This window comes from Nonomuraea rosea, assembly GCF_039539705.1.
Lineage (GTDB): Bacteria > Actinomycetota > Actinomycetes > Streptosporangiales > Streptosporangiaceae > Nonomuraea > Nonomuraea rosea.
On the sequence record NZ_BAABDQ010000036.1, the window covers coordinates 113,685 to 131,779 of the forward strand.

General features: G+C 69.2%; 14 protein-coding genes. 8 read left to right on the forward strand and 6 right to left on the reverse strand.

The window, feature by feature from the left end; all coding sequences use genetic code 11:
- Positions 1-11 precede the first annotated feature (11 nt).
- Positions 12-1,331, reverse strand: coding sequence for a hypothetical protein (locus ABEA43_RS50625; protein WP_345573301.1), 1,320 nt, complete (start codon positions 1,329-1,331; stop codon positions 12-14).
- Complete coding sequence (locus tag ABEA43_RS50630) at positions 1,328-3,409, reverse strand: serine/threonine protein kinase (protein ID WP_425570562.1); 2,082 nt, start codon at positions 3,407-3,409, stop codon at positions 1,328-1,330. Before ABEA43_RS50630 ends, ABEA43_RS50625 begins: the two co-directional genes overlap by 4 nt.
- A gap of 34 nt (positions 3,410-3,443) precedes the next feature.
- Between ABEA43_RS50630 and rsmA the strand changes: the two genes are divergently transcribed.
- Both rsmA and ABEA43_RS50640 read left to right on the forward strand, forming a co-directional pair.
- Positions 3,444-4,283: a 16S rRNA (adenine(1518)-N(6)/adenine(1519)-N(6))-dimethyltransferase RsmA gene (gene rsmA / locus ABEA43_RS50635; RefSeq protein ID WP_425570564.1), complete on the forward strand. Its 840-nt coding sequence runs from the start codon at positions 3,444-3,446 to the stop codon at positions 4,281-4,283.
- A 477-nt stretch (positions 4,284-4,760) separates the two neighbouring features.
- Entirely contained in the window at positions 4,761-5,501 is a 741-nt protein-coding gene (locus ABEA43_RS50640; RefSeq protein WP_345573303.1) for an NlpC/P60 family protein, read from the forward strand.
- A gap of 19 nt (positions 5,502-5,520) precedes the next feature.
- Here ABEA43_RS50640 and ABEA43_RS50645 read toward each other — a convergent pair whose 3' ends face one another.
- Entirely contained in the window at positions 5,521-6,321 is an 801-nt protein-coding gene (locus ABEA43_RS50645) for an arginase family protein (protein ID WP_345573304.1), read from the reverse strand.
- 716 nt (positions 6,322-7,037) lie between these two features.
- Between ABEA43_RS50645 and ABEA43_RS50650 the strand changes: the two genes are divergently transcribed.
- On the forward strand, positions 7,038-7,940 hold the full coding sequence (locus ABEA43_RS50650; protein ID WP_345573305.1) for a 4-(cytidine 5'-diphospho)-2-C-methyl-D-erythritol kinase: 903 nt from the start codon (positions 7,038-7,040) through the stop codon (positions 7,938-7,940).
- A 282-nt stretch (positions 7,941-8,222) separates the two neighbouring features.
- A complete protein-coding gene (locus ABEA43_RS50655; protein ID WP_345573306.1) occupies positions 8,223-10,139 on the forward strand; it encodes an ABC-F family ATP-binding cassette domain-containing protein in 1,917 nt (638 codons plus the stop codon).
- 550 nt (positions 10,140-10,689) lie between these two features.
- On the opposite strand, the gene ABEA43_RS50660 is transcribed toward ABEA43_RS50655, so the two are convergent.
- Positions 10,690-11,193 carry a MarR family winged helix-turn-helix transcriptional regulator gene (locus ABEA43_RS50660; RefSeq protein WP_345573307.1) on the reverse strand — a complete coding sequence of 168 codons (504 nt, stop codon included), beginning with the start codon at positions 11,191-11,193 and terminating at the stop codon, positions 10,690-10,692.
- A 57-nt stretch (positions 11,194-11,250) separates the two neighbouring features.
- Here ABEA43_RS50660 and ABEA43_RS50665 point away from each other — a divergent pair, with 57 nt between their 5' ends.
- Genes ABEA43_RS50665 through ABEA43_RS50680 form a run of 4 tightly spaced genes read left to right on the forward strand, consistent with a single transcriptional unit; the run spans position 11,251 to position 15,068 of the window.
- Positions 11,251-12,021, forward strand: a complete 771-nt coding sequence (locus ABEA43_RS50665) for a trans-aconitate 2-methyltransferase (protein ID WP_345573308.1) — start codon at positions 11,251-11,253, stop codon at positions 12,019-12,021.
- Positions 12,018-12,368, forward strand: coding sequence for a VOC family protein (locus ABEA43_RS50670; RefSeq protein WP_345573309.1), 351 nt, complete (start codon positions 12,018-12,020; stop codon positions 12,366-12,368). Before ABEA43_RS50665 ends, ABEA43_RS50670 begins: the two co-directional genes overlap by 4 nt.
- 52 nt (positions 12,369-12,420) lie before the next feature.
- A complete protein-coding gene (locus ABEA43_RS50675; protein WP_345573310.1) occupies positions 12,421-13,899 on the forward strand; it encodes a CYTH and CHAD domain-containing protein in 1,479 nt (492 codons plus the stop codon).
- Entirely contained in the window at positions 13,896-15,068 is a 1,173-nt protein-coding gene (locus ABEA43_RS50680) for a cytochrome P450 (RefSeq protein WP_345573312.1), read from the forward strand. Before ABEA43_RS50675 ends, ABEA43_RS50680 begins: the two co-directional genes overlap by 4 nt.
- 24 nt (positions 15,069-15,092) lie before the next feature.
- Here ABEA43_RS50680 and ABEA43_RS50685 read toward each other — a convergent pair whose 3' ends face one another.
- On the reverse strand, positions 15,093-16,019 hold the full coding sequence (locus tag ABEA43_RS50685) for an NUDIX hydrolase (RefSeq protein WP_345573313.1): 927 nt from the start codon (positions 16,017-16,019) through the stop codon (positions 15,093-15,095).
- Positions 16,012-18,072, reverse strand: coding sequence for an RNA degradosome polyphosphate kinase (locus ABEA43_RS50690; protein ID WP_345573314.1), 2,061 nt, complete (start codon positions 18,070-18,072; stop codon positions 16,012-16,014). The genes ABEA43_RS50685 and ABEA43_RS50690 overlap by 8 nt, the downstream gene beginning before the upstream one ends.
- Positions 18,073-18,095: the final 23 nt, after the last annotated feature.

Sequence of the window (18,095 nt, forward strand, 5' to 3'; positions counted from 1 at the left end):
CCGCGCTCCGGTCAACCGGCTACGGACACCCCGAAGTCGGCCCCCTTGGGCGGCTGGAGCTGCTGGAGATCGTCGGAGTTGCGCGCGGCCACCCCGACCCTGCCGAACGGCAGCGCGTCCGGCTGTCCCACGAACAGCTTGTTGCCGCTGAAGGCCACCGACCACCCGAACAGGCCGGCGTCCGTGGCCAGCTTCTTGTCCTCGGCCGCGTTCTTCCAGGAGACGATCCGGACGCCGCCGCCGTACGGGGCGCCGATGGCCAGCCTGCCGTCCGCCGACGCGGCCATCGAGAACCCGAACGCCTGCTTCCCGCCCTGTGTGACCCTCCTGGTGGGCTTCCTGGCCGGGTCGAGCAGCTGCACGTATCCGGGGCCTGGTGAGCTCAGGGCGTAACCGGAGCCCTCGGAGTAGGCCACCGCGTAGCCGTACCGGTCGCCGGAGGCGGCGGTCGGCGAGTCCAGCTTCAACGTCGTGAGCTTGGACGACAGCACGTCGTCGATGAAGACGACCGAGCCCGAGTTGATCTTGCCCGCTTCGACCTGCCGGCCCGCGCCGTCGTCGTTCTCGTACGGAACGCCGACGACCAGCCCGTTCTTCGGCCCGAACGCCATCGCCCAGCCGAACTGATCGCCCACCTCGCTGTTGCCGCGCACGTCCACGGACTCCTGGCTGATCCTGCGCAGCTCGGCCGTGCCCTTGCGCACGTAGATGGCGCCCACGTCGAGCAGCGAGCCCTCGTCCTCGTACGGGGCGCTGATCGCCACCAGGTCGTCGCGCGCCGCCAGCGACCACCCGAAGTGCGCGAAACGCTGGGGCTCGGCGGCGGTCAGGCGCTGCGGAGGCTTGCTGCCGCCGCCATAGACGACGTACGCGGCCCCGGCGTCCTCGGCGCCGTCCAGGTCCGTGTACGGGGCGCCGATCACGAGGTCGGCGCAGGGGTCGGCGTCCACCTTCGCCAGGCGTACCGACCAGCCGAAGGCATCGCCCTTGGCCAGGTCGGGCACGGTGACGGGGACCACTTTGGCGCCCGACAGGACGTGCACCGAGCCCTTCTCGTCGTCCGCGAACGGGTCGCCCACGGCCACGTCGTCCACGCCGTCACCGTCGAAGTCGGCGGCACCGGCACAGGCGGTCTGTGCGCTTGCGGTCTGTGCGCTTGCGGTCTGTGCGCCGGCCGTTTGTGCGCTGGCCGTCACTGTGCCGGCTGTGGCGGGGGACACCACTGAGCCGGCCAGCATGAGCGCCGCCACGAGCATCGCCGCCCGGACGACCCACGGCCCGAGCCCGGCCGCCGGCCCCCGCGAACCCCTCAGCCCCCTCACCGCGTTCACAGCCCGACCTCGATCTGCTTGCCGTTCTCGAGCATGGTCGCCGTCATCTTGACGGGTTTGCGATACGTCGCCAGATCGAACACGAACGCGCTGTCCACCCGTCCGCCGGGCAGGATGGCCGGGGGCAGGGTGACGGTGGCCGGATCATGCTCGCCGCCACGGTCGTCGATCATGGTGACCACGGGCTGGATCAGCTGCCTGCGCTCACCACCGGGGTTGATCATCGTCCAGCGGATCACGCAGAGCTGCCCCTTGGCGGAGGTCGTGCCCTCATACTCCTTCAGCCCGCACTCCGGCGCCGTCGCCACGATCGCGATGGGGTCGTCGAAGTTGGCGCCCAGGGCGAATCTGCGGCCGACGTCGTTCGGCCCGGCCGTGGTGGCGGCCTCGGACGGATTGCCGGTGGCCGTGGTGGGCGTGTTGCGACCGGAGGTGACGATCAGCACGGCCACGGTCACGACGATGGCCAGCACGGCGGCAGCGGCGGCGATGAGCCACCGGGTGCCGGTCGTCCTTGTGCCGCCGATGGTGTCGGGCTCGTCCCCGAGCGAAGCTCCCGTACCGAGGGGTACGGCCTGCTCGCCCGGCCTGGTCTGGGTGCCTAACGAGCCCCCGGGCCGAGACGGCGTCTCCTGCGGAACGTCCGGCGTGACCGGTCCGCGCTGCCCCTTCTTGCCCCGCTTCTTCGCCGGCTGTTGCTGCTTGGCCTGGTTCTCGGCCTCCCAGCGGGCGAACTCCTCCTTCGCCGCCTGCTCCTCACGCCGCGCCAGCTCCTCGACCGAGGGCTGTCCTTGCGTCGGCGCGCCAGGATTGGACCCGCTCGTCGGCTGCCGCGAGACGGCGGGCCGGTTGGGCTGGTTGAGCTGATTGGGCGGCCCGAGCTGATCGGGCCCGCCGGGCCGGGTGGACTGGCTGGGCTGACCGGGCCGACCAGCCTGACCCGGCTGGCTCGGCTGACCAGATTGCCCGGATTGGGCGGGTCGGCCGGCCTGGCTGGAGCCACCAGCTTGACTGGGACCACCGGCCTGACTGGGACCACCGGCCTGGCTCGGCGCCCTGCTACTCATGGTGTCGCTCGGCGGCGGCGTCGTGAACGTCGCCGTGATGTCCGGCTCGTCCACCACGTTCTGCGGCGGCTGCCACTCGTTCAGCATCTCGTTCGCGACCAAGGTGGGCGGATCGATCGTCAGCCCAGGCGAAGTCCCTCCCACCAGGGCGATCAGCAGCTCCTGCGCCGTGGGCCGGACCGTCGCCTCCATGGAGGTGGCCCGCCGTACGAGCTCGTTGAGCGGCGCGGGCAGGGCGCCCAGGTCCGGCGGGTTGTTCAGCACGCGCGTGGCCAGCGTGATGGGGTCGCCACGGCCGAACGGATGCCGCCCGTTGCCCGAGTACGCGATCAGGCAGCCCCAGGCGAAGATGTCCGCCGCCGGGCTGACGACCTGGCCGCGTACCTGCTCGGGGGCCCACCAGCCCGGGCTCCCCAGCAGTTCGCCGGAGAGCGTGAACCCGGTCTCCCTGTCGAGCGCCCTGGCGATCCCGAAGTCGATCACCCTCGGCCCGGACAGGGACAGGATCACGTTCGCCGGCTTCAGATCCCTGTGCACCAGCCCGGCCACGTGGATGGCCGCCAGCGCCGCCGCCACGCCGAGAGCCACACCGTGCAGCGGCCCCGGCTCCAGAGCCCCGAAATTCGAGATCTGGTCGGACAGCGGAGTGCCCGCTATGTATTCGGTCACCATGTACGGTCGCCCGTCACCGGTGTTGCCGTTGTCCAGCACCTGTGCCGTACAGAACGACGCCACCCGGCGAGCGTTCTCCACCTCCGCATGGAACCTGGCCGCGAACCCCTCCTGGTTGGCGAACTCCGCCTTCACGACCTTGAGCGCGACGAACCGGCCCGTCGGCGCTCTGGCCAGGAACACTGTTCCCATGCCGCCTTCACCGAGGCGGCCCAGCAGCCGGTACGGCCCGATTTCCCGCAAGTCCGTCGGGCGGAGCGGCGCGGCGCCCGTTGGCTCCATGAGGGACGTCCCTTCCTGTTCCACGCCATCCTCTCCTTTGGTCTCCCCATCCGCCATCGCAGGTTCTTCGATGCGGGAGACTGGTTGGATGATGAGGCTGTTGGGCCCTGCAGAAATACGTATTTTGGCGAACAAGCTAGATCTACGTCCGACAAAAAAGCTAGGCCAGAACTTCGTGATCGACGCAGGGACCGTCCGGAGGATCGTCCGCGTGGCCGATTTGTCCCCCGATGACGTGGTCATCGAGGTGGGTCCGGGCCTTGGCTCGCTCACGCTAGCGCTCCTGGAGCCGGCTGAGCACGTGGTTGCCGTAGAGATCGATCCGGTCCTGGCCGAACAGCTCCCCATCACCGTCGCAGAGCGGGACGGGGCGGACAAACTGACCGTCCTGAACGCCGACGCCATGAAGATCACCCTTGATGACCTGCTGGGCCACGCCCCCACGGCCCTGGTCGCGAACCTCCCCTACAACGTGGCCGTCCCGGTGGTCCTGCACCTCCTTCAGGAGCTCCCGTCCCTGCGCAAGGGCCTGATCATGGTGCAACTGGAGGTGGCCGACCGCCTGGCGGCGGGGCCGGGCTCCAAGGTGTACGGCGTGCCGTCGGTCAAGGCGGCCTGGTACGCGGACGTACGCAGGGCCGGACCTGTGGGCCGTACCGTCTTCTGGCCCGTCCCCAACGTCGATTCCGGCCTCGTCTCCCTCACCCGCCGCGAACCGCCTGAGACGACGGCATCGCGCGAGGAGGTGTTCGCGGTGGTGGACGCCGCCTTCGCCCAGCGCCGCAAAACCCTGCGCGCGGCCCTGGCCTCCTGGGCCGGCAGCCCGCCCCTGGCGGAAGAAGCCCTCCGGGCAGCCGGCGTGAACCCTTCGGCCCGCGGCGAGGAGCTCGACGTCACCTCCTTCGCCCGCATAGCCGAAGCCAAGCCCTGACCACACCTGACGCCACGGATGCCCCTGCGGGACGCACACCGTCTCTACGGACGCGCCCCAACCCTGCGGGACGTACACAGCGCGGGACAGACACCGACCCTGCGGGAAGGCACTCACCACGCGGGACGGCACTCACCACGCGGGACGGCGCTCACCAGGGAGGACGGCGCTGACCACGGAGAACCGGCTGCGCGGGACAGCACCCGACCGCGCGAGATGAGACCGATCACGGGGGAGGGCACTGCCCACGCGGGAGGGAACCGGCTGCGCGGAACGGCACCGACCGCGGGGAATGAGACTGCCCACGCGAGACGGCACTGCCCACGCGAGACGAGACTGACCACTTAGGACGCCGCACTTTTCCACAGGCTCACCCCCACCCAGCACCGCTCTTCCACAGAACCGCGCTCGGCCCCGCGCCATGCCACCTCGCCGCATGATCCTGGCTTCCCACCCTCACAGCACGGGAGGCCAACCATGATCATCCACACGACCCTGGGACACCAGACCCCCGGGAAGGCCGTTTCCCCCAGCGCACTCACCAAGCTCGTCGGATGCCTCGTCGCAGCCCTGTGCACCCTGTTCACCTTGGCCGCCCTCTCAGCCCTGTCCGCCTTCTTCCCCGCTGCCGCCCAGGCCGCAGTCTCCACCTCCCCAGCCCTCACCTCCTCGGGCCCCACCTCCCCAGCCCTCACCTCTCCACCCGCCCACGCGACCTCCACCCCCGCCCAAGCGAGCGCCACCCCCACCTCCGCCACCCCCACCCCCGCAACATCCAGGCAACTCGCCGCCCTCCTGGCCGACACCACCAAGGGAAAGATCGCCGCCACCGCAGCCCTAACCCAACTGGGCGTCTCCTTCTCCTGGGGCGGCGGCTCCGCGAAAGGCCCCACCCTCGGCATCGGAAGAGGCGCCAGAACCAGAGGCTTCGACTGCAGCGGCCTCACCCTCTACGCCTGGTCCAGAGCCGGCATAAAGCTCAGCCACTACACAGGCGCCCAATTCCGCCAAGGCCGCAGGATCGCCCTGCGCGCGCGACGCATGGGCGACCTGCTCTTCTTCGGCGGCGGCACAGGCGATCCCACCCACGTAGCCCTCTTCCTGCACGGAGGGCTCATGATCCACTCTCCGAAGACAGGCGACGTCGTGAAAAAGACGAACTTCCTAACCTCGTCCTACTTCCGCACCACCTTCCGCGGCGCCGTCCGCCCAGGCTGATGAGAGAGAGCAGACCACCTCACCGCCGAGCGCAGACCTCCACCAATTCCCCCACCAGCCGAGAAAGGAGCTCCTGATCCTCCGCCCGAGAGGGCTCGTACTCCATAAGCCCAAGCCCAGCCACCTCGAACCGCCCCGCAACGGCACGAACCAGCGCAAGGAGGTGATCAGGCTGCATCCCTCCAGGCGTAGGACACCCCACACTCTCGAAGATCCGAGGGTCGAGGACATCGAAGTCGATGTGCACGTAAACAGCAGCCTCCCCGCCGGCAGGACCAGACGCCTCGATCCCCGCCAGCAGCGCATCGGCATCCACAACCGAAAGATGACGCACCCCGTGCGCCTCGACGAACGCCGCCTCAGCAGCATCGAGATCCCGCACCCCGGCCAACACGATCTGACGCGCCTCGACAGGCTCCCCGGCCACCAGCCCCTCAGGCCCTTCCCCCGTGAGCGCCCGCAGCACCATCCCGTGATAGGCCCCGGAGGGCGAGGACTCAGGCGTGTTCAAGTCCCCATGAGCATCGAACCAAACCACGACCAGCCGATCCCCGTACCGCCTCCGCGCCGCGGCAACCGGCTCCAGCTCGACACCGCAATCCCCGCCCGCGGTGACCAGCAGCCCGTCGCCCGCCTCAGCAACCGCCGTACGAACCCGGGCAGCCGTGACGGCCAGATCGTCATCATCGACCTCCACCCGCACCCGGCGATCCGCCTTCACCATGCCGGCCAGCAGCCGGGCCCCTTCCCGCAACCGCTCCGCCGTACGCGCCCCAGACCCCCGCCACTGCGGCACCTCAACAACCGTGACCTCCGACAACACACCCTCCTCCAACCGCAAATCCGCCACCACGTGGGGGCAGCAACGACACACAATCACAACCAACCACCCCAGCCCCAAACCCGTTCCCACAGACACCCCCACCCCAGAGCAGGACCGCAACCAAGAAACGGAACCTCCGCTAGGAAGGAGAGACCTCCGCCCGGAAACGGCACTTCCGCCCGGGGCCGCAGCCACCAATCAGAAACTCGGCCTCATCCGGGAGCGGAACGGGATCATCCCCCAGGAATGGGTCGATCACCTGGGGGCAGGACCATCACCCCAGAAACTCGAGGACCGCCCGCCTCCGAAACTCGGCCACCGTTCACCCAGGAGGCTCGACCACTGCTCACCGGGAGGCTCGACCACTGCTCACCCGAGACGATCGACCACGCGCCCGGAAGGCTTGGTCACCTTTCACCCGGAAGGCTTGGCCACCGTTCAGCCGGGGAGGCTTTGTTCACCACTCACCCGGGAGGCTCGATCACTGGAATGACGAGCTGGCTCGGGTCGAACCGGGGAGCCACGCCTCCCCAAACCCGAGCACTCTTTGTCACCGTTCGAGGAACAGTGTAAATATCCCCTAACCTGACTCTGCGTGTTGCGGCGAGGCCCATCCCCAGCGTCATATTTCAAGAACCGCATGTCAGGGGAGCGAGCCCCGATAGCATCGAGTGTCCTTGACCCCGGCAAGTGATGAGAGTGGCAGAAGATCGATGAGTTCGGTGACCGTACGTGTGCCCGCGAAGGTCAACGTGCAGCTTTCTGTCGGCCCGCTCAGGGAAGATGGCTACCACGACCTGGTCAACGTCTTCCACGCCGTGTCGATCTTCGATGAGGTGGTGGCGAAGGAGTCCGAGTCGATCACCGTCGTGGTGAACGGCAAGTGGTCCGACCAGGTGCCCCTCGACGACAGCAACCTGGCGATCCGGGCCGCCCGAGCGCTTGCCAAGCATGCCGGGCGCACCTACGGCGCGGACCTGATCATCCAGAAGGACATCCCCGTGGCGGGCGGAATGGCGGGCGGCAGCGCAGACGCCGCCGGCGCGCTGGTCGCCTGCAATGAGCTGTGGGGGCTCGGGCTGCCGTTCGAAGATCTCATGGAGATCGCGGGAGACCTCGGCAGCGATGTCCCGTTCTCGCTGCTCGGCGGCACAGCGGTCGGCACCGGCCGGGGCGAGCAGTTGAGCGAGCTGCCCACGGGCGGTACGTTCCACTGGGTGTTCGCACTGGCGAACGGCGGTCTGTCCACGGCCAGCGTCTACGCCGAATGCGACCGTCTCCGCGAGGCCTCGGCGTCCGAAGTCCCCTGGCCCAAGCTGAACGACTCGCTCATGGAAGCCCTGGGCACCGGCGACGCCTACGCTCTCGGCTCACACCTGAGCAACGACCTCCAGGCCGCCACCCTCAACCTCCGCCCCGAACTCGCCCCCACCCTCGACGCCGGTCACCAGCACGGCGCGCTGGGAGCGATCGTCTCCGGCTCAGGTCCGACCTGCGCCTTCCTGGCCATCGATGCCACCCACGCCCGCGACCTGGCCCTCAGCCTGACGACCACCGGCGCCGCCCACACGGCGGTCGCCGCCCACGGCCCCGTCCAAGGCGCCACCCTCGTCTGACTCCGTCCCCCGTCCCTTCCCGCTTCACCTCTAGCGGTCCCGCCCTCTTCCCACCCCCAACGGTCCCGCCCTCTTTCCTCCCGCCGTCCGCACGCCGACGCGGGACTTTGCTTCTGGCCGTCCTCACCCCGTCCCCAGCAGGGGATCCCGTTCGCCGCCTCCTCTTCGTTGCCCGCTCGCGCATGAAGGTGGCGCTCTTCTCTGGTCGTCAGCCACCCCCATCCCGCCCCCAGAAGCTGAGTGGGCGGGAGGTGGGGCGGAAGCCGATACCCTGAGAAGGCCATGAATCTGGTCAATCTTGAGTCGGTTTCCCATGCTTATGGGCCCAAGCCACTCCTCAGCGACATCTCGCTCGGCGTAGAAGCCGGCGAGCGCATCGGTGTCGTCGGACGTAACGGGGGCGGCAAAACGACCCTTATCTCCGTCATCGCGGGAGACATACGCCCCGATAGCGGACGGGTCACCCACAGCCGCGGGCTGCGGGTCGGGTCCCTGTCACAGCAGGACACCCTCGATCCGGGCGCCACCGTGGGCGAGATCGTTCTGGGTGAGCTGGCCGAGCACGAGTGGGCGGGGGATCAGCGGGTTCGCGAGATCCTCGCCAACCTGATCGGCGACCTCGACCTCACCGCTAAGGCCACCGACCTCTCCGGCGGAGAGCGCAGGCGTACGGCGCTGGCGCAGCTGCTCATCGACGACCACGACCTGATCATGCTGGACGAGCCCACGAACCACCTCGACATCGAGGCCATCGCGTGGCTGGCCAGGCATCTGGCCGGGCGGAAGAGCGCGCTGGTGGTCGTGACGCACGACCGGTGGTTCCTCGACGCCGTCTCCACGCGTACGTGGGAGGTCGTGGATGGACGGGTCGAACGGTATGAAGGCGGATATGCCGCTTACGTGCTAGCCAAGGCGGAGCGGGCGCGCATCGCCCAGGCCGCGGAAGAGCGCCGCCAGAACCTCATGCGCAAGGAGATCGCGTGGCTGCGGCGCGGGCCGCCCGCCCGTACGTCCAAGCCGAAGTTCCGCATCGATGCCGCCCAGGCCCTGATCGCGAACGAGCCGCCGGCACGCGAGAGCGTCGAGCTGATGAGGTTCGCGGCGGCCAGGCTCGGCAAGACCGTTTACGACCTCGATGACGTCACCCTGCACGCCGGTGGGCCGGGCAGCGGGCCGCTGGTGCTCGATCACCTCACGTGGCAGTTCGGCCCGGGGGACCGGATCGGGCTGATCGGGGTCAACGGGTCCGGCAAGTCGACCGTGCTGCGGCTGCTCGCCGGCACGGTCAAGCCCGACTCGGGTCGCCTGATCAAGGGCAAGACCGTGCGCCTCGCGCACCTGTCGCAGGAGCTGACCGAGCTTGACCCGACACGGCGGGTGCTGGAGTCGGTGGAGGAGATACGCAAGTACCTCCTGCTCGGCAAGCGGGAGTGGACGGCCTCCCAGCTGCTCGAACGCCTGGGGTTCAAGGGCGACGCACAATGGAAGGTCATCGGCGACCTGTCCGGCGGTGAGCGGCGGCGCCTGCAGCTGCTCAGGCTGCTCATGGACGACCCCAACGTCCTGCTGCTCGACGAGCCCACCAACGACCTCGACATCGAGACGCTCAACGAGCTCGAAGACCTGCTGGACGGCTGGCCCGGCACGCTGATCCTGGTCAGCCACGACCGCTACTTCCTGGAGCGGGTGACCGATCGGTGCGTGGCGCTGCTGGGTGACGGCAAGCTGGCGATGCTGCCGGGCGGGGTGGACGAATACCTCGAACGGCGCGCGGCCGGGACCGCCCTGACCGCCCGTCTGGGCAACGGGGCCACCACCACGACCACGACCACTCGTCCGGGCGGAGCTGGAGCCGACGGCGCGTCCGGCCGTTCCGGTGGTGCCGCATCCGGGCCTGCCGGGGCGGACGGCACGCAGGGGCCGGCGTCCGGGGGATCCATCCCGGGCTCGCCTGGCCAGGACGGGGCCGCGGGGCTGTCGGCCAAGGAGGAACGCGAACTCCGCAAGGAGCTCAACCGCCTCGAACGGCAGCTCGACAAGCTGACCGACCAGGAGGCCCGGCTCCACGCCGCCATGGCCGAGGCAGCCAGCGACTACGCCAAGCTCGGCTCCCTCGACGCCCAGCTCCGCGAGATCAACGTCCAGAAGGACACGATCGAAGCCGAGTGGCTGGAGGCCGCCGACCGCTTGGGCGACTGAGCCGCCCTCCCGCCGAGGCGATTGGCCTCCCCTTCGGCCTGGGCGGCTGGGCTCCCCTTCGAGTGTTGCTCTCGGTTGGGCAACTGGGCTCCCTTTCGGCCTGGACGGCTGAGTGTTGCTCCCAGCTGGGTGACTGGGCTCTCCTCCGGCCTGGGCGAGTGAGCGTCCCTCCAGGGCTGGGCGACCGGGCTCCCCTCCGGCCTGGGTGGTCGCGTTGCATGAGTGGTTGATCCCGCCGTTGGGGCGTCGGCTGGGTGGCGGGCGGACGCAGGAGCTCGGGGCCGGGGCCGATGGGCGGGCTCTTGTCGGGGGGCCGTTTGGGCGGTTGAGGGGTCTGACAGATGTTCTCGGGGATGCTGGGCGGGTTTGGCCGGGCCGACACGCCCGCCTGCCGAACCGGGCGGAAGGTTGCCGGTTCGGCGAAGAAGACGGCCCAGGATGCGCTCGTAACGGTGAGAACCCCGTGAGCCCTCCTGGCCGACGCTCGACAGAGGCAGGCCCGCGTCGGCGGTCCGCGCCCACTTGGGCCACCGTAAAAAAAGAAAATGGGTTAACGGCTGTCGAAGGGTGCGAGGAGGGTGCGGAGGAGGGCGGCGAGGGAGCGTTGGTCGGCGAGTTCGAGGCCGGAGAGCAGGTCGTGCTCGCGCCGCAGCAACCCCGCGAAAGCCGCGTCCACCCTGGCCAGCCCCGTGTCCGTGAGCGACACCAGCACCCCCCGCCGGTCCTCGGGGTCGGGGCGGCGGCGGACGAAGCCCGCCGCGGCCAGGCGGTCGATGCGGTTCGTCATGGTCCCCGACGTGACCAGCGTGGCCCGCAGCAGCGCCCCAGGGCTCAGCTCGTACGGTTTCCCCGCCCGCCGCAAGGCCGTCAGCACGTCGAACTCCCACGGCTCCAGATCGTGTTCGGCGAACGCCGCCCGCCTGGCGCGGTCGAGATGTTTGGCCAGTCGTGACACCCTAGAGAGCACCTGGAGCGGCTCGACGTCGAGGTCAGGACGTTCCGCGCGCCAAGCCGCGACCAGGCGGTCAACCTCGTCTCTAGCATCCTCCGTCATGAGATAAGAGTGTACTGTCTTGACATCGAGATATCTCTCTCGATATCAATTATCTTCATGTCAAGAGATATCTGGGACCCAGTCACTTACGCCGTCTACGCGGACGAGCGGTCGCGGCCGTTCATCGAGCTGATCTCCAGAGTGGGGGCGGTCAACCCCGATTATGTCGTGGACGCCGGCTGCGGCAGCGGCGAGCTCACCGTCGAGCTGGGCAATCGCTGGCCAGACGCGACGGTGGAGGGGTTCGACTCCTCGCCGGCGATGATCACGAAGGCCCGCCAGCTGGAGACGTCGGTCAGGTTCGCGGTCGCCGACGTGGCCATGTGGCGTCCGGACAGGCCCATGGACGTGATCATCTCGAACGCCGTCCTGCAGTGGGTGCCGGAGCACCGCGACGTGCTGGAGCACTGGGTCGAGGAGCTGGCCCCGGGCGGCTGGCTGGCCTTCCAGGTGCCGGGCAACTTCGACGCCCCCAGCCACGTCGCGATCCGGGAGCTGTGCGCCTCCCGCACCTGGTCCGACCGGCTCGGCAACGTCTCCAGGGGCAAGCCGGTCGGCGACCCCATCGAATATCTCGACCTGCTCAACCACGGCGGCTCCCAGGTGGACACCTGGGAGACGACCTACGTGCACGTGCTCCACGGCGAGAACCCGGTGCTCGACTGGGTGTCCGGCACCGCCCTGCGCCCGATCTTCGACCGGCTCTCGCCGGACGAGCAGCGGAAGTTCAAGCAGGACCTCGCCAAGCCGCTCGCCGAGGCGTATCCGGCCATGAGCTTCGGCACCCCCTTCCCGTTCAGGCGGATCTTCGTGGTGGTCCAGAAATGAAGATCGAAGCGCTGCACCACGTGCAGCTCGCCGCCCCCAAGGGCAGCGAGCCGTTGTTACGGGAGTTCTACGAAGGCGTGCTGGGCCTTCGGGAGGTGCCCAAGCCGCCTGAGCTGGCCAGACGCGGCGGTGCCTGGTTCAGGGGCGAGGGCGTGGAGGTCCACCTCGGCATCGAGGACGACTTCAGGCCGGCCCGCAAGGCGCACCCCGCGTTCCTGGTGGACGACCTCGACGCCTACGCCGCCCGGATCCCCGGTGCGGTGGCCGACGACCTCTTCCCCGGATACCGGCGGATCTACGTCACCGACCCGGTCGGCAACAGAATCGAGCTCCTGCAACCGGTGTGATGTTCACCCTGCAGTGGCATGATTGTCCGAAATCGGACTCTTGTGAGGTGCAGTGGGCATCGAGATCGAGGACAAGTTCGACGTTCCTTCGGAGTATGTGATTCCGGATCTGAGCGGTCTGGCCGACGTCGTGGGGCCGAAGAGTCACCAGCTCGTGGCGCTCTACTTCGACACGCCGGACCTGCGGCTCGCCGCCCGCGGCGTGACGCTCAGGCGAAGACGCGGAGGCTCCGACGCCGGCTGGCATCTGAAGCTGCCCAAGGCCAAGGGCGTGCGCCAGGAGATCACGCATCCGCTCACGCGCAGCACCAAGGTCGTGCCCGCGGAACTGGCCGAACTCGTCCGCGCCTACGCCCGCGGCGCCGACCTCGAGGTGGTCGCGGAGCTCGAGACGCGCAGGAACGTCACGGTCCTGCGCGACGGCGAGACCGGGCTGGTCGAGGTCGCCGACGACCGCGTCAAGGGCACCGTCTACGGCGACGACGTCAGGATCGTACGGTGGCGCGAGGTCGAGGCGGAGCTGCTCGACGGCGGGGACCAGGCGCTGCTGGCCAAGGTCGGCAAGCGGCTCAGGAAGGCGGGGGCCACCCCGTCGGAGGCCACGAGCAAGCTCGCGAAGCTGCTCGAACCCGCTCCACTCCCCAAGGCCGCCACGAAACCGGGCACGGCCGGAGAGACCGTCGTCGACTACCTGGCGAGCCAGGTCGCCGCCCTCCTGTCGCAGGACCCGCGGGTGCGCAGGGCGGAGGAGGACGCCGTGCACCAGATGCGCGTGGCCGCCCGCAGGCTGCGCAGCGCGCTGAAGGCGTTCAAGACCGTCGTCACCGACACAGAACGGCTCCAGGAGGAGCTGCAGTGGCTCGGGGCGGTGCTCGGCGAGGCGCGGGACCTGGAGGTGATCAGAGCCAGGTTCGGCAAGGAGCTCGCCGGGCTGGCCCCTGAGCTGGTCACCGGCCCGATCCAGATCAGGCTCGGCACGGATCTGCACAAACAGGAGGATGAGGCGTACGAGCGCATCAAGGACGCGCTGAGCGGCGATCGCTACTACACCCTCCTGAACGCCCTCGACGAGCTCGTAGCCGTCCCGAACCTGGGCAAGGCGGCGGCCAAGCCGGCCGAGGAGCGGCTCAACACCATCGCGGCGGCCAACTGGGACCGGGTGACCAAGGCGTACGACACCGCGCAGGCCATCGACGACCTGGAACGTCGCGAGATCGCCATGCACGACGTGCGCAAGGCGGCCAAACGCGCTCGATACACCGCGGAAGCGCTCCAGCCCACCCTCGGCAAGAACATGGCCAAACTGGCCAAGCTGGCCGAGGACATCCAGGAGATACTGGGGACGCATCAGGACGGTGTGGTCGCCCAGGAGACGCTGGCCAAAGAGGCGGAGAGTGCCAGGCAGGCCGGCGAGGACACGTTCACGTACGGGCTGCTCATCGGGATCGAGCGCAACGCAGCCGAACGGGCGCACGCCGAGTTCCCCAGCGTGTGGGCGAAGACGGTCGAGGCAGTGAGGAAGGTGCTATGAGCAGACCGGTCATACCCTTCGAACGCAGCAATCCGCTGGAGGTCCCCACGGCGTATCGGGACCTGCGGGCCAAGGAGGGCATCGCGAAGGTACGCACCCAGGTGGGCGACGAGGTCTGGCTGGTCAGCGGCTACGAGGACGCGCGCGCACTGTTCAACGACAGACGGCTCGGCCGCTCGCATCCTGAGCCGGAGAAGGCCGCCCGCGTGTCGGCCTCGGCGCTGATCGGCGGCCCGCAGGGCGAGGCGGCCACGGAGAAGGCCGAGCACGACCACATGCGCAAGCTGTTCATGCCGTCCTTCTCGGCCCGCCGGATGAAGGCGCTCGGCGAGGACGTCGGTGCGCTGGTCGACGAGCGGCTGGAGCGGCTCGCCGGGCTCACGCCGCCGGCCGACCTGCACGCCGAGCTGTCGTTCCCGCTGCCCGTGCTGGTGATCTGCCGGCTGCTCGGCGTGCCGTACGAGGACAGGGAGTACTTCAGCGGCGTCTCGGCCCGCATGGGCGACCTGCTCGACGAGCAGAAGGGCCTGGCCGCCCGCGAGGAGATGGGCGCGTACATGGCGGGCCTGATCGAGCGCAAGCGGCACGAGCCGGGCGAGGACGTGCTGTCCGACCTGGTGGACGAGCTGGACGACGACGGGAAGATCTCCCAGCTCGCGGGCGGACTGCTGTTCGCGGGGCACGAGACCACGGTCAACCGCATCGACTACGGCGTGCTGCTCCTGCTCGGCAACCCCGATCAGCTCGACCTGCTCAAGGCGGACCCGGGGCTGGCGAAGGCCGCGGTCGAGGAGATCCTGCGGATGGCCGCGCCGAGCCTGCACGGCCTGCCCAGGTACGCCCACGAGGACATCGAGTACGGCGGCATCACGATCAGCAAGGGCGAGGCCGTGGTGATCACGACGCCCGCGGCGAACCGGGACGAGCGGATCTATCCGGATCCGGACGTGTTCGACATCCGCCGTCCGCAAACGGACCCGCACCTGGGCTTCGGGTACGGCCCGCGCTTCTGCGTCGGCGCCAGCCTGGCCAGGGTGGAGCTGGAGGCCGTGTTCGGCAGGCTGTTCCAGCGGCTGCCCGGCCTGCGGCTGACCGTGCCGGTCGAGGAGCTGCCGCGCACCGAGGCGCGCATCACGGAAGGGTTCGCCGAGCTGCCCGTCACCTGGTGAGGAGGGGCCAGACGTGAGGAGGCGTCAGGTCGCGTAGCGCTCGACGCTGACCACCTGCTCGCCGGCCCGGTGCAGGACGGCGAACGCGCCCTTGCGCAGGTGCACGTCCTTGCCGCTGAGCGTCCGGATCAGGCCGGGCAGCACCTTGCCGTGGCTGCACACGGCCGCGGGCACGGAGAGGTCGCCGACGAGCGCGGGCGTCTTCTTCGGATCCTGGCTCTCCTCGCTGAGCAGCGGCTCGATCCTGATCTCGCCGCCGTGCGAACCGCCGTGCGAACCGCCGTGCGAACCGCCGTGCGAGCCTTCATGTGAGCCTTCATGTGAGCCGCCGTACGAGCTTCCGTATGAGCTTGCGTACGGCGCCAGCGTCTGGACGCAGCGGGCACTGGGCGAGCTCATCAGCACCTCGGGCCGGTACGCGGGCAGCGCCGTGGCCAGGTTGGCCGCCTGGGTGGCCCCGACGGCGTCGAGCGGCCGTAGCGCGTCGTCGTGCGGCCACTCGCTCCTGGAGCCGGCCGCGCCGTGCCGGACGAGGACCAGGGGCACGGTCTCCAGCGGCGCCGCACCGAGCGCGCGCAGCATCCCCGCATCCCATTCGTACGTCAGCAGCAGCCTGGCCTCGTCCACCGGCAGCCAGCGCAGCGCGTCCACCTCGTCGTTGACCGAGAACCCGTCGTCGCCGCTCACCCGGGCCGTCCAGTAGTCGACCCGCTTGAGCCGGCCGGCGCTCATGTAGTGGGTGGGCGGCAGCGCGCGGCCGAGCAGGACGCTCAGACCGGTCTCCTCGCGCACCTCGCGCAGCGCCGCGGCGATGACGTGCTCGCCGGACTTCAGCTTGCCCTTGGGGAAGGTCCAGTCGTCGTACGCGGGGCGGTGGATGACGGCCACCTCGGGACGGCTCGCAGCGCCTCTCCAGACCACGGCTCCGGCGGCGCGGAGCAGGTCAGTCATCAACGGTCCTCCAGCGGCGGGTACCGATGAGATGGCTCTGCAGATCCTCGCCGGGGTGGCGGGTCCAGGCGCCATCGGAGTTCAGCCACCACGCGTTCGTGGTCTCGGCCATGGCCAGATCCATCAGCTCGATGAGATAGGCCTTGTGCTGCTGCGACGTCACCTTGACCAGGGCTTCGACGCGGCGGTCCAGGTTCCTGCGCATCAGGTCGGCGCTGCCGATCCACACCTCGGGCCGGCGGCCGAGGCCGAACTCGTAGACCCGGGAATGCTCAAGGAACCGCCCCAAGACCGACCTTACGCGGATATTTTCGGACAAATCTGGGATGCCTGGGCGGAGGATGCAGACACCCCGCACCCACAGGTCGACCGGGACGCCTGCCCTGGACGCCCGGTAGAGCGCGTCGATGAGCGGCTCGTCCACCAGCGAGTTCGTCTTGATCCTGATGCGCGCGGGCCGGCCGGCCTGCTGGTGCGCGATCTCCCGCTCGATCCTGGCCAGCAGCCCGCTGCGCATCGAGTGCGGCGCGACGAGCAGCCTGCGGTAGGCGGAGTGGTTGGAGTAGCCGGTCAGGTGGATGAACAGGTCCGTGACGTCCTCGCCGACCAGCGGATCGGCCGTGAGCAGGCCGAAGTCCTCGTAGTGCCGAGCGGTCTTGGGGTTGTAGTTGCCGGTGCCGATGTGGCAGTAGCGGCGCAGCTCGCCCGAGGCCTCCTGGCGGACGACGAGGGCCAGCTTGCAGTGGGTCTTCAGGCCGACCACGCCGTAGACGACGTGGCAGCCGGCGCGCTCCAGCTTGCGGGCCCAGGAGATGTTCGCGTGCTCGTCGAAGCGGGCCTTGATCTCCACGACCACCACGACCTGCTTGCCCGCCTCGGCCGCGTCGATCAGGAAGTCCACGATGGGGGAGTCGCCGCTGGTCCGGTAGAGGGTCTGCTTGATCGCCAGCACTCTCGGGTCGGCCGCGGCCGCCTCGATGAAGCGCTGCACACTCGTGGCGAACGAGTCGTACGGGTGGTGCAGCAGCACGTCGCGCTCGCGCAGGATGGAGAAGAGGTCGTCCTCGGCGTTGATCACCTCCGCCGGCACGAACGGGCGATAGCTGAGCTCCCCCCGGTCCAGGTCGCCGATGGCGTGCAGGCCCGACAGGTCGAGCGGACCGGGCAGCCGGTAGATCTCGTGCGGCGCCAGCTCCAGCTCCTCCACGAGCGGGGCCAGCACCTCCGGCGTGATCGTGTCCTCGACCTCCAGCCGGACGGGCGGGCCGAAGCGCCGCTTCAGCAGCTCCTTCTCCAGGGCCTGCATGAGGTTCTCGGTGACGTCCTCGTCGACGTCGAGATCCTCGTTCCTGGTGACGCGGAAGACGTGGTGCTGGAGGATCTCCATGCCCTTGAAGAGCTGGCCCAAATGTGCCGCAATAACATCCTCTAGCGGTACGAATCGCTCCTTGGAAGCCGGGACGAATCTCGGCAACTGCGAAGGAACCTTGACCCGTGCGAAAACCGTGTGGTCGGTCGCCGGATTCCGCACCAGAACCGCAAGATTCAGGCTCAACCCCGAAATATAGGGAAATGGGTGGGCGGGGTCCACGGCCAAGGGCGTCAGGACCGGCCTGATGCGCTCCCTGAACAGCTTGCGCAGCTCCGTGCGCTCCTCGCGGCCCAGATCGTCCCAGCGGGCGATCTCGATGCCCTCACTCGCCAGCTGCGGGCAGATCTGCTGATGGAAGGCCGCGGCGTGCCGTCTGGCCAGCTCGTTCGCGATCGTCGCGATCCTGGCCAGCTCCTCGCGCGGCTTCAGCCCGCTCTTGGTGCGCAGCAGCAGGCCCGTGGCCATGCGCCGCTTGAGCCCGGCCACGCGGACGCGGAAGAACTCATCCAGGTTGCTCGCGAAGATGGCCAGAAAGCGCACCCGCTCCAGCAGCGGGAGCGACGGGTCCTCGGCAAGTTCCAGAACCCGCTCGTTGAACTGGAGCCAACTCTCCTCACGGTTGAGGAACCGCTCCTGTGGCAGGGGTAGGTCATTTGCTGGGTGGAACGGTTCCGCGGACATATCGCGTATATTGCCCCGTTTGG

What these genes read in the sequence shown, in the direction of transcription:
- ABEA43_RS50670 (WP_345573309.1), top strand. Translation starts at nt 12,018, where the DNA reads ATGAAGATCGAAGCGCTGCACCACGTGCAGCTCGCCGCCCCCAAGGGC.
- ABEA43_RS50690 (WP_345573314.1), bottom strand. Translation starts at nt 18,072, where the DNA reads ATGTCCGCGGAACCGTTCCACCCAGCAAATGACCTACCCCTGCCACAG.
- ABEA43_RS50665 (WP_345573308.1), top strand. Translation starts at nt 11,251, where the DNA reads ATGTCAAGAGATATCTGGGACCCAGTCACTTACGCCGTCTACGCGGAC.
- ABEA43_RS50650 (WP_345573305.1), top strand. Translation starts at nt 7,038, where the DNA reads ATGAGTTCGGTGACCGTACGTGTGCCCGCGAAGGTCAACGTGCAGCTT.
- ABEA43_RS50630 (WP_425570562.1), bottom strand. Translation starts at nt 3,409, where the DNA reads ATGGCGGATGGGGAGACCAAAGGAGAGGATGGCGTGGAACAGGAAGGG.
- ABEA43_RS50685 (WP_345573313.1), bottom strand. Translation starts at nt 16,019, where the DNA reads ATGACTGACCTGCTCCGCGCCGCCGGAGCCGTGGTCTGGAGAGGCGCT.
- ABEA43_RS50660 (WP_345573307.1), bottom strand. Translation starts at nt 11,193, where the DNA reads ATGACGGAGGATGCTAGAGACGAGGTTGACCGCCTGGTCGCGGCTTGG.
- rsmA (WP_425570564.1), top strand. Translation starts at nt 3,444, where the DNA reads ATGAGGCTGTTGGGCCCTGCAGAAATACGTATTTTGGCGAACAAGCTA.
- ABEA43_RS50680 (WP_345573312.1), top strand. Translation starts at nt 13,896, where the DNA reads ATGAGCAGACCGGTCATACCCTTCGAACGCAGCAATCCGCTGGAGGTC.
- ABEA43_RS50655 (WP_345573306.1), top strand. Translation starts at nt 8,223, where the DNA reads ATGAATCTGGTCAATCTTGAGTCGGTTTCCCATGCTTATGGGCCCAAG.
- ABEA43_RS50640 (WP_345573303.1), top strand. Translation starts at nt 4,761, where the DNA reads ATGATCATCCACACGACCCTGGGACACCAGACCCCCGGGAAGGCCGTT.